Origin of the sequence: Nonomuraea sp. NPDC050383, from assembly GCF_044459125.1 — a bacterium.
Classification (GTDB): Bacteria; Actinomycetota; Actinomycetes; order Streptosporangiales; family Streptosporangiaceae; genus Nonomuraea.
In genome coordinates this window covers 181,644-195,499 of record NZ_JBITIP010000015.1, presented here as the reverse complement: position 1 = coordinate 195,499, position 13,856 = coordinate 181,644, and the positions used below count along the sequence as shown (strand labels likewise).

The following is a 13,856-nucleotide window of genomic DNA, read 5'->3' as shown; positions in this document are numbered from 1 at the left end:
CTGCCGCAGTTCCCGTCAGTCGCGGCCGAGAAGGGTATGGGCAAGCTGCCGCGCCACCGCCTCGTTGGTGCTCAGGGAATGGGTGATCGCCTTGCGGAACTTCTGCGGCGTCTTGCCGATCTCCCGCACGAGCTCCTTGGTGTCGTCCAGCAGCCGTTCCGGGCCGCCGAACACCTGCAGGGCCTGGAAGAAAGCGGTGCCGGCCGGCCCGGTGCCCCAGACTCGCGACGCCAGCAGCCCGCGCAGCGTCGCCTCGTCCGACTGGAAGTTGCTGTCCAGGTCGCCGGCCAGGGTTTCGAGCTGCCCGATGCCGGTCGAGATGGGTTCGGCGATCTCGACGCCCTCCTCGTCCCTCACCGGCGCTCGTCCCCTTCGACCATCTGCCCGGCCAGCTGCTTCATCACGGTCTCGATGTCACCGTCGAGGTGAGCGCGCATCTGGTCGGCCGGAACCACGGACTCGAAGATCTCCACCACTTTGTCCTGGGCCTTCGCCGCGGCCCGGTGGATGGTGTCCGTGATCGTGTCGGCCAGCCCTCGGGCGTCGGGGTCGCGGAACACACGAGGGTCGAGGTCGAGCCTGATCAGTTCGCCGCCGGCCCCCACGGTGGCGGAGACGAGGCCGTTGGCGGACTTCTCCGTGACCTCGACCGCGCGGGTCCGTTCGTGCAGATCCAGTGCTTCGCTCTGCAGTGCCATGAATCGGGCCTGGAGCTCGTCGGCGTAAGCCTGCAGGCCAGCTGCGTCAACGTCCATCGACACATCCCCCAAGAGCGTCTTTCGGTGAACGTACCAAGAACACCAGTCCACACAAAAGGGGCAGATTTAACATTGGTGTTACTTGTTATCAATCTCCACAGCAAGCTCCTGCAGCTCCGAGACCTCGGCCCGGCGCACCCACAGCCGGTGGACCCCGCGGTCGATCCGGTCCAGGTCAAGCTCCCTCGCCACGGTGACATGCGCACCGACGTACTCGACGAGCAACTCGTCCTCCCGCTCCGCGCACACCAGGAAGGGCGCTCCCCGCCACATGCAGACGGTGATGACGTGGCGCACCCACGCGCACTCCGCCGCCGGGACGGCGTGGACGTACAGGTCGTCCTCCAGCCGCTCGAACCCGTCGGCGGGCGACGTGCTCCTCAGCCGCATCCACAGGCCGCCCTCGCCGAGCTGCGGCGCCGCCTCGAACACGGCTCCCGCCCAGCACGCCAGGTAGGTCACGCGGGATCCTCTTCGTGCACGAGCCACTTGCCGCGATCGGCGTCGAACTGGGCGCGCAGCCGCTCCTCGCCGTCCGCGCCCAGCTCCACGATCTCCGCCCCGTACGGGAGCAGGATGCCGTCGATCTTGTACTCCCGGATCATCTCGTGCGCGTTGGGCACGAGCCCCATCCCACCGAACGGCGGCTCCTCGACGACCCAACCGGCGACGGCCTTCATGCTCTCCTCGTCCGTCCCGCCGTACGGGGTGCGATACAGCGAAAGCCCCACGGCCGGCCAGCGCAGGATGTTCACCGTGCCGTCGCGCGTCAGCGCCTCATCCCTGAACAGCGCCTCTGTCAGCGCCGCGGGAGTCGTGAGGTGCGCCACGTCCGCCGCGATGTGGCAGTAACCGGACACCCTCGGCTTTCCCGTGGTGAGCAGTTCGAGGACGTCGAACGGCCGGAGCAGCTTCTGCATGACCGGCACCCGGGACGCCCGCCCCAGGGCCACGTCCTCCAGCAGAGACGGCACGGCGAGTCGCGCCATGGTGCCGGGCTCCAGGTAGAAGCAGACCGGCCGGCCCGGATTGACGGCCAGCCCCCAGGACGGGTCCGGCCAGCCGGCCACCAGCTCCAGCAGGGTCACGACGAAGAAACGTCCGGCCGACTCACCCATCGCCTCCGGTGAGGTGAAGGCGACCACCCACGTGCGCTCGGCGTCACTGAACGTGGGCCAGGGCACCGGCGTCTCGCCCGCCGCCGCCTCATCGCTGACCGGACAGGCGAAGGCGGTCGTGCGCAGCAGGGACAAGCAGGTGGCCAGGTCGCCGCGGGCGTGTGCCCGGCCGAGTTCCTCCTCGAACGAGCTCGCGACGTGCATGGCGTCACCCTAGTAGGTTGATCCATGTGACTTTGCCAGTGGCGCGCACCCGGGACGAGGCCCTGCTCCACCTCGACCTCACCCCGTGCGCATGCGGATCGGTGGAGACCCCCTGGGAGAGCGGCGTGGTCGGGGTCGCGGAGGAGCTCGCCGTCGCCTACGCGGGCATCTGCGCCGACTGCGGCGCCGAGCGGGAGTACGTGTTCGGGCTGCCGGAGCAGGAGACGGCGCCCCACGGCTGGCCCACGTTCGGCGGGGCGGAGCCGTCCCAGCTCATCGACGCCGGTGAGTGGCTGTGGGTCGCCGATCAGGTGGGGAGCAGCGTGCCGCCCGACCCGGAGGAGGGCGCTCGGGCGCTGGCGATGGCGCGCGCCGCGGTCGAGGAGGTGCTCAAGTTCGTTTCCGAAGGCCGGGACAGGGTCCCCGAGCAGGCGTTCTGGACCGACCGTGGGCTCCGGGTGCACGCCGCCGAGCCCGGCAGGTTCCGGGTCGAGCGGCTGCTCGTGGTGAGGGACACCTACCGCGATGCGTAGGGCCAGGACGCTGACGGAGGCCGCGCTCTTCGTCAACCTCTCCGCCGGCGACGTGGAGCCGGAGCTGACGGAGGGCGCCGAGGCGTGGACGATGACCGCGGGCGAGATCGAGGTCGAGATCCCGTACGCCGGCGAGGCGGAGGCCCGCCGGACCGGTGAGCGATTCGGGTTCGGCCTGTCCGAGCTGATCGACGCCGGGCAGTGGTACCTCATCGCCCTCGAGTACGCGCGCCGGGCCGTGCACGACGACCTCGGGGTCGCCGCCGGCGAGGATGACCTGGCCGACGACGCCAGGCTCAACTGGGAGTACGCCAGGGACGCCACCATGGAGGTGGTCAAGTTCCTGCCGCCGGGAGCCGGTGAGGTCCCGGCGGGGGCGTTCTGGACCAGCGAGGGCAGGCAGGCGTGGCAGGAGGACCCGGCGCGGTTCACGGGGGAGCGGCTGGCGGACGACGTCGCCTTCTACCAGGAGAACCTGGACGAACTCAGCGCATGACCTTGAGCGGGGCCAGGGCCGCCTGTGGATCGAGCATGGGGCCGTCCGGGATCAGGTGCACCAGGTTCGCCGGCAGCGGGGCGATCACCGACGAGTCGTACCCCAGCTTCTCGATCAGGTCGGCCGACTTGAGCTCGAACTTCCGCCCCTGATCGGTGACCAGGTAATACGTGCCGATCGCCGCCATCTGCCCCTCCCCGGGCAGCAACCCCGCCAGCACCGCACTGCCGGGCGGCAGCAGTACCTGGTCGAAGCTGTCCTGCCCGCCACTCGTCCTGGGCGTCTGGATGGCGATCGTCGCGCCCACCGTCAGCCTGGCCCGCGTCGATCCCTTCGCCGTGTCGGCGTAGACGGCGCACACCGGTGCCCCGACGGGCATCGGCACCACCTTCGGCAGGTTCTCCGGCAGGTTGCCACCCATCATCTGTGCCTTCGACGGCGACGCGTTCACCGTCGCCGCGTCCGTCTGGATGGGGTCGGCCCGGCGCCTGCCGTACGCCTTCTTGGTCTCCGGGTCGCTCAGCAGCAGCGTCGCCTGTGTGCTGGTGATCTGCGCGTACCCGTCCGCGACGAGCACGTACCACCTGGGCTGGCCGCCCGCGACCGCGGAGGTGGTGAACACCTGGCCGATCCTGCCGCCGCTCACCGCCCGGCCCCTGTTCTCGATCGTGGGTGCGCGGAAGTCCACGGGAGCCTGCGGTATCGCGTTGAGCCAGGGCGCCGGCACCTTGCGCGGCGTGCCCGCGCCCAACGCCCGCAGCCCCTCGGCGGAGATCCGCATGCGCCGGTCCGCCCAGATGATCCAGGCGCGCATCTGCTCGTCGAGGACGGCCATGGCGTCGCTGCCGAGCGGTCGCCCGCCGACGTCCGCGCCGCCCACGAGTGTGACGTACGGCTTGGATCCGCCGGCGGCGTCCTTGCCCTCGGTCACGCAGGCCGCCCACGGCCCGTGGACCATCTTGTCCTTGACCGGCAGGGAGTTGGGCGCTCCCGGGATGCCCACGAGGGGGGCCCGCTGGAAGTCGGCCAGCGAGGCGGCCGACACGTTGCGCACCTTCACGTCGGCGACGTCGAGCAGAAGCCTGCCCGAGACGTAGTTGGCGACCGGCAGGAGCTTGCGCTCCTTCTGGCTGTAGACATAAGCGGCCCCGGTCTCGTCCTCCACGAGCAACTGCCCCGGGTCCGTCAGCTTGGTCGCACCGCCGCTCTTGAGCATCCCCCAGATGCCGAAACCGGCCAGCAGCAGCACCGCGATGAGCACACCCGCGAACGTGGCCACGTTCTGCCTGCGCATCGGGGATTCGGGCACGTCCGGTTGAGCCTGTAGCAGCGCCATGCCGAGACGTTGGGTCATCAGCCGATGCGCCTGATACAGATCCTTCCTGGTCTGCATGCCACCCCCGTTGCTCCGGCGTCCCGCCGCGTTTCGCCCGCGATCAGGACAGCATAGAAGCAGCCCCAGATGTGTCCACTTCTCCCCTGAACCTCACCTTTTCCGGTAAGTTGCAGGCTTAGTGGATCTTATGGGAGGTGCACGATGGCTTACCCACCGGGCGAGGGGCCCCAGAGGCCGTGGCCGGGCTTGGAGCCCAAGCCAGACGAGGTCAAATTTGAGGCCAAGGTGCTCGAGGGCATCGCGAAAGACCTGGAAGCCGACCTGAAGCGACTGCTCGGCACGGGCGCCGGGACGCCGACGGATTTCGCGAAGCACGCCCTCCCGATGACCTTGATGGTTGATTCCGACTACGCGCCCGGCGCGGCGTTCATCGAGACGCTCCAGAACGGCCAGCAGTATTTCGGTCTCGTTTACCAAGAGATCATCGAGAAGTACGCGACGGCCATCGAGCTGATCTACGCCGGCGCGGGCGTGCAGAAGGATGTCGAGACCAGCAACACCGGGCTTACGGCGAGCATCTGATGGAGTACGACGAGAAGAGCTTCCCGATCCGGGCCAAGGCGGACTTCTACGTGCACGGCACCCAGGCCGCCGACAAGGTGGAGCGGATCTCCAAAGCCATGCGCGACGCCGCCCCCGACATCGAGAAGGCGGGCAACACCTACGTCAACGCGGGCTCGATGCTCGCCACATCCCTGCAGGGGATCGAGGACGCGGCCGTACGGATGTCGCAGGTCTGGGGTGACAAGGCATCGGTCGAAGCGCAGCTGGCCCTGAAGGCCCTTCACGAGACGATCGAGAAGGTGTCGGGCCGCTTCAACCACATGGGTCGTCCACTGGAGACGCTGGGGAGCACCGTCCTCCCGAAGTACGGGAACACCGGCGGTGCGGACGGATGGGGTGTCTTCGGGAGCTGGGACGACAGCATTCCCCTTCTCGTGGGGGGCGACAAGGGCACGGGCGGGGGGACATCCTGGTTCGACTCCCCCAATGACGTCGCGACTGAGCATCTCCAGAGGCTCAACCACGACCTCGAGACGTGGTACAACCTGCTCCCCCCGGATGTCAGCAGGACACTGCCGAAGATCGACGCCAGCACGGCCGGCGACCTCGGCCTCCTGAAGCCGGATCTCCCCAAGGGGCTCGGCGGCCCGAACGGCGGCACCCACCCTGCCGGCTTCGACCCGACCGCCGGAGGGGGCAGCCCTAACGGCGCCGGGGTCGGCCCCGTCCCTGGCGGGCTCTCTCCGTCCGACGTCGGAGGGCCCACTGCCGGCAGCCCCACGGTGCCCGGCTCCGGCCAGGACGGCGGCCCGGGCGGCGTCGGCGCCGGCGGTCCCGGCGGGGCGGGCGTCCAGGACCCGGGCGCGGTCACCCCGTCCCCGTCCACCCCACCTCAGACCACGCCCAACAGTCCCGTCGGGAGCACCCCTGACGCGAACCAACCGAACCTGCCGCAGCAGCCGCAGGTGCCCGACCCCAACGCCGATGCCGGCAAGGACCCGGGCTCGACCACCCCGGGCTCGCGCGACACCTCGCTCGCGGACTTCCAGCAGCCCAAGTTCGACACGCCCACCAACCCGAACGCCACCCCGTACACCACGGCCCACCCCCAGTCCCCGGCGGAGATCCGCACCCTCGCAACCCCGACCGTGGTGCCAGGAGCATCGACGGGAGCGGGCGACGGCCGCTACGCCGGCCTTGTCTCACCCGGCGTCAGGGCCGGCGACGCCGCCGGATCGGGCATGCCGATGTACCCGCCTATGCATGGGAACGGACACCATCCCGAGGAGAGCAACGACGGGACGGGGACCTGGCTGCACGAGGTCGACGACGTATGGGGAGGTCCTGCCGACGACACCACCGGCCACACCATCAGCCACGAACAGGCATGACTGTCCGCCGTCCAGCGGCGGTTTGCTCCAGCGACGACCGCGGGAGAGGTGTGCCGGGGGTGGTACGTCCGCGGGGGTGGTCTGCCGGGGCGTTACGTCCGTAGCGGTGGTGTGCCGGGGCGCTACGTCGCTGGGTATGACCGCGGCGTGGTGTGCGGGGGCGGTACGTCCGCGGGGTGGTGTGCCGAGGGCGGTACGACCGCGGGGTGGTGCGCTCCGGGTGGTAGGTGCGCGGGGTGGTGCGCCCTGGGGTGGTACGTCCGTGGGGTGGTGTGCCGAGGGCGGTACGACCGCGGGGGTGGTGTACTCCGGGGTGGTAGGTCCGCGGGGTGGTGTACTCCGGGGTGGTAGGTCCGCGGGGTGGTGTGCCGAGGGCGGTACGACCGCGGGGTGGTGTGCCCCGGGGTGGTAGGTGTGCCGGGGGTGGCCCTGTGACCACGCGGCCGTCAACGGGCGCTCCTACGCGGGTGCCTTGCCTTACACCTCCCCGTCCGGGAGGGCTGCCTGGATGGGGGTCATGGTCCCCATCGTGACGAGAAGCCCTCGCCCTGGCGGCCCTCCTACGGCACCACGCGGCAGGCGTACCGACAGCAGGTCCCCATCCGCCGGACTCTGCACCGACAACAACACCCCGGTCCGCGACTTGCGTGTCTCCGCCACGAACCCCCGGTAAGCCTGTGTCAGATCACCGGTGGACCCCGCGATGATCAGCCCGTGATCCCCGTCACGCCCGGACCGCAACACCTCCTCCAGCGCCATGCCCAGCGGCCCGTCCGGGCTGATCAGCTCCGCGTCGTCCACGAGGACCACGTACTCCTCGTGCTCGGCCAGCAGCTCCTGGAGATCGGTGGCGTTGCCGTCCAGCACCGCCACGGCGCCGCGCAGGTCGCGCAACGGGCTGCGTCTGGGCGCGATCGCGACCACCGGTGTGCCGTACGCGATGAGCGAGTGAGCGGCGGTTACCAGCACCGAGGAACGGCCCGAGCGGGAGGGGCCGGCGATCACCGCGCCCGGGCCCTGCGCGTACAGGTCGATGCCGAGCGGCGCCAGCGCGTCGCCGCCCGCACCGACGAGGGCCCACAGCGGAGACGGGGGGCTGAAGCCGGGATCGAGGGCTTCGGCCTCGCCGGCGGTGATGCGCATGGGGAGCGCGTCGACCCGTAGCGGCGGCTCTCCCTCCCACAGCCACGCACCTCGGGCGAACGCGGCCTGCCCGGCGTTCCTCAGGCGGCGTCTGCCTCCGCCGTCCGACGGCTCGACCGTCCCGGACAACCCGTCAACGCTCCCAGGCTGACCGTGTCCCGCCCCCGGTTGGCCAGGTCCCCCCGGTTGGCCAGGTCCCGCCGCTTGGCCAGGTCCCGCCGGCCGATCAGGGAAACCTGGCTGACCGGGGAGACCTGGCCGAACGGGAGCAGGTCCCGCCAGCCGCAGGTCGTGGGGTGTCATCGCTTCCGGCGATTCTTGAACACCGGCCGACACCGCTCGCGCGAGATCCTGCAGGGCTCCCACCTGAGCCGGGCCCGAGGCGTCGGCCGTCAGGAGAGCGATCTGGCTTTCGACGATGCCGTGCTCGCCGATCGACAGGGTCCGTCCGGGCGGCATGGACGACGGCAACCCCTTGAGCGGCAGCCCGGCCAGCCCGTAGTCGGCCGGATCGGCGAGCCGCAGGATCAGGCGGTCGTCGAACACCGTGGACACCTGCCCCATGAGGCACGACCGGTCACCCGTCACGACCGCTCGCAGGCCGACCGCCGACCCTTCCCGCAGCAGCTGCAGGACCGCGTCGATCAGCCGCCCGTAGTCATAGCTCTCGAACGCGGCGACGAACCCCTCCCAGCGATCCAGCATGAACACCAGCCACGGAAGACGATGACCCGCCAGCCGGAACTCCGCCAGGGAGGCATGTCCGGCCTCCGCGAGCAACTGCTGGCGGCGGCCCACCTCGGCGCGGAGGCGGCCGAGAAGACGTTCGACGCGGTCGAGCTGGTCGCGTGTCACCACCGCACCGCAATGCGGCATCGCCATCAAGGGCAGCAGCGCGCCGGAGCCGCAGTCGATCGCGTGCACGTGGACGTCGGACGGAGACGCCTGGGCGGCAATGGCACCCGCGATCGTCCGGAGCGCGGTGGAGCGGCCGGTGCGCGGCGAGCCCGCGATGAGCAGATGGCCGCCCTGACGCAGGTCGAGCGCGAGGGCCCGGCGGTCCTGCGCCCACGGCCGGTCCACCACACCGAACGGGATCGGCTCCACCTCCGTCACCCCGGACCGATACGAACCGGCTTCCGCATCCGCACGGCCGGTCAGAGGTCTCCGTCCTGCGTGCGTCTGCGGGGGGCCGGTCAGGGGTCTCTGTCCTGTGTGCGTCTCCGGAGAGCCGGGCAGAGGACTCAGACCGGTGTACGGCGCCGCACGGCCGGTCATGGGGTGGACCTGGTCGAGGACCAGGTGTGTCGGCAGGGGCTCCAGCCACGGGCTGGGCTGCCGACGGACCCCGGTCAGCCGGGTGGCCTCCACAACGGCGTCGGCCAGGATGGACAGGTCGGTGACGGTCGACTCCTCCGGAGGCTCCGGAGGCGCGGGCAACGGTTTGCCCAGCGACCGCCAGTCCACGTTGACGACCCGTATGCTCCCTCGGCCATCGTCGGCAGCCCCGAACCCGCCGCCACCGCCATCGACCACTGACCCGCCGCCCGTGCCATCGACCAGGGACCCACCGCCCGGGCCATCGACCACAGACCTACCGCCCGTGCCATCGGGCCCGAAGCCGTCGCCGCCACTCGCCGGTCCTCCCCGGTCGGCGGGGCCGAGAATGTTCAAGATCTCATGGAGTCCGTCCCGCCCGAGACCTTCACCGGGGAGGCGGCCGGCCACTCCAGCCGAGGCGGGGTCGCCTGATGACACCAGCTCTCCCGGGAAGCCGTCGTCGGGCGCAAGCGGGTCGCGAGGCGAAAGCAGGGGCATGTCGTCCCCGGAACGGCCGTCGTGCGGGAAGGCGGAACCGCCGTCGTAGGGGAAAACAGGGGCGCCGAGGTAGTCGGGGTCCTGAGGGGGAGATGTCCGCCCAGGCGCGGATGTCAGTGGCGGGGAACCGGGGATGCCGCTGCCGCTCCGGTCTGGTGGCGAGCTGTCGGTTCTGGGCGGGCGGCCTCCCGAAGCGGGTGCCTTTCCACGGCGCACGGACAAGCCGTCGGTACGGGGCAGCGAGGCCAGGCCCGGGAACCGGTCACCCGGCGAGGGGCCGCCCGACCCGCTTGCACCGCGATACGCATCGCCGGGTCCCGTCAGGCCGTGAGATGCGCCGCCGTGTCCTGTCAGGCCGTGAGATGCGCCGCCGGGTGCTGTTGGGTTGTGAGAAGCGCTGCCTGAGGCGGGCGTGCTGGTCGGAGCACCGCCTGCGCCGGGTGTGCCGGTCGGAGTGCTGTCTGCTCGGCTTGTGCCGGGGGCCGCGCCGCCTGTGTGGCTGGGGCCGGGCAGAGCCGTGTGAGCGTGCGGATCTGCCGGAGCACCGGCGGCCGACGAGCCCTTCGGCATGCCGCCTCCGAAGTCGTCCGGCAGGGGGCGTGGTCCGCTGCCGTAGCCGTCAGTGGTCGGCACGGCGTCTGCGCCGGTGGGGCGACCGTCTGGGCTCTGTGAGGTGTGGGGGGCATGGCGGCGGTCGTCTGGAGTGCTGGTGGTGTGGCGGGGATGGTGGCGGTCGTCTGGGGTGCGGGTGGTGTAGGGGGCGTGGTGGCGGCCGTCGGTGTGCGGTCTGGCCGGTGGGGGGTTGGTGGGGGTGGCGCTCGTCGGTGAGCCGGTGGCGTCGTAGGGGTGGCCGTCGGGTCGCGGGTGGGGGGAGCGGGTGGTCGGTTGTCCACCGGCGTCCGGGCTGGCGTGAGAGGGCTGCGAGCTCGTGGTGCCTGCCGAGTGGGGGGCGGAGGCGGGGCCTCGCCGGGTGTGGGGGGCGTGGGGCTCGGCCCGCGTCCCGTTCTCCGGCTGGACACCGGGGATTGGGTGATCGTCATCCGGTGTCGGGGCCGGGAGAAGGCCGGGTGACGGGGCCGAGAGGAGGTGGCGGGGCCGGCGAGTGCGGGGCAGGGGACTCCGGCCGCCCACTCTGGCCGTCTGCACGGCCGTCGCCGCGCTCGCGCCCGACTTGACGTAGCAGCGCCCGGGAGTCGTCTTCGAGATGTGTGCCGCGTCCGGCATGTCGATGACGTCCGACGACTCCATCGGCTCCGTGACCCGGAGTGCGATGCGAAGGGAGGTGTTGGCCTGGATGTCGGCCGTCACCACGCCGGCGGGGCGCTGGGTGGCGAGGATCAGATGGATGCCCAGCGAGCGGCCCCTGCGCGCGATGTCGACCAGGCCGGTGACGAAGTCGGGCAGCTCCGCCACCAGCGCCGCGAACTCGTCGATGATCAGTACCAGCCGCGGCAGCGGATCGCCGGTGTAGTCCTCGATGTCCTTGGCCCCGGCGGCCAGGAGCAGGCGCTCGCGCCGCCTGAGCTCCGCCGCCAGCGAGTCGAGCGCCCGCTGCGTCAGGTGGCCGTCGAGGTCGCTGACCATGCCGACGGTGTGCGGCAGCCGTACGCACTCCTTGAACGCGGCCCCGCCCTTGTAGTCGATGAGCACGAACGTCAGCTGGTCGGGGCGGTTGACCACGGCGAGCGAGCAGATCAGGGTCTGCAGCAGCTCCGACTTGCCCGCACCTGTGGTGCCGGCGATGAGCCCGTGGGGACCGTCGAGGGCGAGGTCGACCGCGAACGGCCCGTCCGGCCCGATGCCGATCATCGCCTTGGTGGAGCCGCGCCCGCGCCATCGGGCGGCCACCGTCTGGCCGGTGGGCTTGGCGAGGCCGAGCAGATCGAGCAGGCGCGCCGCGCTGGGCAGGTTGCCCGACGGGTCGTCCCTGCTCACGTCGCGGATGGGGGACAGGGCTCGGGCGAGCCGGTCGCACCAGGTCGGCGACACGAGGTCGGCCAGAACCGGCCCGATGACGTCGAGGCCGCCACCTCGCAGCCGCACGTACCCGTCGGTGCCGCACGCGGCCGCCGTCGCGCACTCCTCGGGGAGCAGCCGCTGGTCCTCGTCGATGGCCAGGGTGTAGACGCCGGCCCGCGGGCCCTGGCGCAGGACCTGCGGCATGCCGGGCAGGCCGCGCAGGGCCTGGGCGCCGTCGAGCAGGACCAGGACGTCGTACGGACGCTCGTCGTAGGTGGAGAAGACCGGCTTCTCCGAGCCGCCGGCGTCGCCCCAGCCGGTGGGGACCTTGCCCAGCTCGGGGGCCGTGGCGTTCTGCCGCTCGTCGATGAGGGTGGCCAGCTCGGTGACGCGCCGGGCGGCGGACTCCGGGTCGGTGCCGACCAGGGCCACGCAGTCCTCGCCGCCGCGGGGCGCGCAGTGGGGGAGCCAGCGCACCCACCCCCAGCGGCGCTCGCCGTCGGCCCGGGCGGACAGCACCACGATCGCCAGGTCACGCGGACTGTGCAGGGTCGCGGCCTGGCCGACCAGCCATCCGGCCAGGCCCGTCGCCGCGTCGCGGGGTCCGGTGATGCCGGCGACGCCGAGCCGGCGCATGGCCAGCGCCACGGGCACGGCGCGGCAGATCGGCGGGTCGATCGGGCCGCCCTGCTCCTCGGTGAGGTCGAGGTCGGCGGGCAGGTCGGCCAGGCCGATCCGCAGACGGAGCGCGTCGGGGTCGTGGACGCGCCGCTCCCACAGCCGCCGGCGCGGGCCCGTCGCCGTGAGCAGAACCTCGGCCGGGTCGGGCGCGTCGGACCTGCGCGTCACCTCGTCGCGGGCCCGGGCCCGCTCCACGACCTCTTCGTACTCCCTTAGCCGCTGCTGGAACTCCTTGAGCGCCTTGCGATGCTGTTTGCGGCCGTGCCGCCGGTCGCTCCACCACTGGCCGATCATGATGACGGGGGTCATCAGGGCCATGAGCAGGAAGTACCACTGGTGCAGGACGTACGCCAGCGTGCAGCCGAGGACGGCAGGCAGGAACGCGGCGAGCAGTTGCAGCCGCATGCCCTCCGCCCGGCTCGGCTCCGCGGGCCGCTCGAACGCGCGCTCGCCGTCGGTGCGGCGCAGCCGTGGCGGCCGGTTGTAGGCGACGCCGCCCTCGGGCCGGGGATCCAGATGCGCGTCCTGAGGCTCGATCGCCGTCAGCGCGAACACCGAGGACCCGCACGTCAGCACCGCGTGCTCAGGCCAGTCGGCCGGGCCGGCCAGGGGGTGGCCGTCGAGCTCGGGCGGCTGCCACGACCCGGGATCAGCCGCCGCGGCCTCCCGCTCCGCCACCCGCGCGGTCATCTCGGCGACCTCGTCGGCCCATCGGCCCTTGAGCTTGGGCCGGGGCGCCTGGCCGGGGGCGGTGCGACGGATCGGCTCGGCCGTGATCGCGCCGGGCGTGACGCGCAGGACGACGGCCTCGGGCGCGAGCGCCGGGTCTGCCACGGCGAGCGCGCACATGGGATCGGAGCCGATGACGTGGACGCCCAGGCCCAGCCGGTGCACGGCACCGGCGGCCGGTCCGCCCACCACGCGGACCTCGGCCACCCCGCCGGGCTCCTCGATGATCGTCAGCCGCGCCAGGCGCGGATCGAGCGTCACCTTGTCGCCGTCGCGCAGCACGGCCCTGGCGGGAGCCCGGGGGTCCAGGGCACGCCCGTTGCGCCACATCGTGCCGCCGGGCTCGGCCGGATGCCCCTGCCCCCATGACGGGCGGGACGCTTCCTGAGGCTCCGCGCCCGGGAGGCCGTACGGGGCCCGCGAGCGGGGCAGACGGACGACCTGGGCGAGCGGCTGCCGCCCGTCGAGCGCCTCGCTCACCGCGCCGACAGTGGCCCCGTCGTCGCCTTCCAGAACGATGTCACGGTCGCCCCGTTCGCCGAGCACGGTGAGCATGATCCGCATGTGCCGTCTCCTCGGTCGGATCTCGGCGCCAAGGTAGCGCCCGCAGCGAGATTAGGCTTCCGGGTTGACGCCAATGGCATGGAAGCGGCCGGCTGTGGACAACGCGCGGTTCGGAAAATTGCCTGTGGACGACACGCCGGATTTTCGGTTCTGAAGGATTCGGGGTATGTCCTATTGGGGATTTTCGGGCGGTTATCGGGCTTGCCGGATGATGCGTCTTTTTCGCCGGGGCCATGCCCGCGTGCGCCGCTCGATCATGCCACGAGCGGTGGCCGAGAGGCGATCCGCCCAGCGACCGACCACACCGGTGACAGGCCGCCCACCGCCCGGACTGCTGAAAAGTGGCATAAAGGCTCGTGCATAACGGGACCCGTGTGACAGTCGTGACACATAGCTCCAAAAAGGCAATGCCGTCAACTCGGTAGAAACAATGAGTATCGAATACGTCGAGTTGACAGCTTCCCACCTGCGAAACGAGCATGGTTCCTCGCATTCCCGCCCCACCCCGAGGCCGGGCTGCACATAATGGCGTGAATTCCACAATTCCACTTAATGGGAGCCC

Annotated in this window: 10 protein-coding genes; 4 read left to right on the top strand and 6 right to left on the bottom strand. The window is 71.4% G+C overall.

Translation table 11 applies throughout. The annotated features are described in order from the left end of the window. Positions 1–15: 15 nt before the first annotated feature. The 4 genes from ACIBG4_RS31840 to ACIBG4_RS31825 all read right to left on the bottom strand — a co-directional run bounded on the left by ACIBG4_RS31840 (position 16) and on the right by ACIBG4_RS31825 (position 2,080). Positions 16–357: a hypothetical protein gene (locus ACIBG4_RS31840; RefSeq protein WP_397204931.1), complete on the bottom strand. Its 342-nt coding sequence runs from the start codon at positions 355–357 to the stop codon at positions 16–18. Beyond that, positions 354–755 (bottom strand): YbaB/EbfC family nucleoid-associated protein, encoded by a 402-nt coding sequence (locus ACIBG4_RS31835; protein ID WP_310708275.1) that lies wholly within the window; start codon positions 753–755, stop codon positions 354–356. The genes ACIBG4_RS31840 and ACIBG4_RS31835 overlap by 4 nt, the downstream gene beginning before the upstream one ends. An 81-nt stretch (positions 756–836) precedes the next feature. Further along, positions 837–1,220: a hypothetical protein gene (locus ACIBG4_RS31830; RefSeq protein WP_310708274.1), complete on the bottom strand. Its 384-nt coding sequence runs from the start codon at positions 1,218–1,220 to the stop codon at positions 837–839. Beyond that, positions 1,217–2,080, bottom strand: a complete 864-nt coding sequence (locus tag ACIBG4_RS31825; RefSeq protein ID WP_397204930.1) for an SseB family protein — start codon at positions 2,078–2,080, stop codon at positions 1,217–1,219. The genes ACIBG4_RS31830 and ACIBG4_RS31825 overlap by 4 nt, the downstream gene beginning before the upstream one ends. 26 nt (positions 2,081–2,106) lie before the next feature. Between ACIBG4_RS31825 and ACIBG4_RS31820 the strand changes: the two genes are divergently transcribed. Beyond that, the gene (locus ACIBG4_RS31820) at positions 2,107–2,613 is read left to right on the top strand and encodes a hypothetical protein (protein ID WP_397204929.1); all 507 of its coding nucleotides are present in this window, start codon (positions 2,107–2,109) and stop codon (positions 2,611–2,613) included. Beyond that, the gene (locus ACIBG4_RS31815) at positions 2,606–3,109 is read left to right on the top strand and encodes a hypothetical protein (protein WP_397204928.1); all 504 of its coding nucleotides are present in this window, start codon (positions 2,606–2,608) and stop codon (positions 3,107–3,109) included. Before ACIBG4_RS31820 ends, ACIBG4_RS31815 begins: the two co-directional genes overlap by 8 nt. Here the strand turns inward: ACIBG4_RS31815 and eccB are convergent. After that, positions 3,099–4,502, bottom strand: coding sequence for a type VII secretion protein EccB (eccB, locus tag ACIBG4_RS31810; RefSeq protein WP_397204927.1), 1,404 nt, complete (start codon positions 4,500–4,502; stop codon positions 3,099–3,101). The genes ACIBG4_RS31815 and eccB overlap by 11 nt on opposite strands. Before the next feature lie 144 nt (positions 4,503–4,646). Between eccB and ACIBG4_RS31805 the strand changes: the two genes are divergently transcribed. Beyond that, the gene (locus tag ACIBG4_RS31805; protein ID WP_397204926.1) at positions 4,647–5,027 is read left to right on the top strand and encodes a hypothetical protein; all 381 of its coding nucleotides are present in this window, start codon (positions 4,647–4,649) and stop codon (positions 5,025–5,027) included. After that, entirely contained in the window at positions 5,027–6,400 is a 1,374-nt protein-coding gene (locus ACIBG4_RS31800; RefSeq protein ID WP_397204925.1) for a hypothetical protein, read from the top strand. The genes ACIBG4_RS31805 and ACIBG4_RS31800 overlap by 1 nt, the downstream gene beginning before the upstream one ends. A gap of 477 nt (positions 6,401–6,877) precedes the next feature. Here the strand turns inward: ACIBG4_RS31800 and ACIBG4_RS31795 are convergent, their stop codons facing one another. Next, positions 6,878–13,294: an FtsK/SpoIIIE domain-containing protein gene (locus tag ACIBG4_RS31795; RefSeq protein WP_397204924.1), complete on the bottom strand. Its 6,417-nt coding sequence runs from the start codon at positions 13,292–13,294 to the stop codon at positions 6,878–6,880. Positions 13,295–13,856 lie beyond the last annotated feature (562 nt).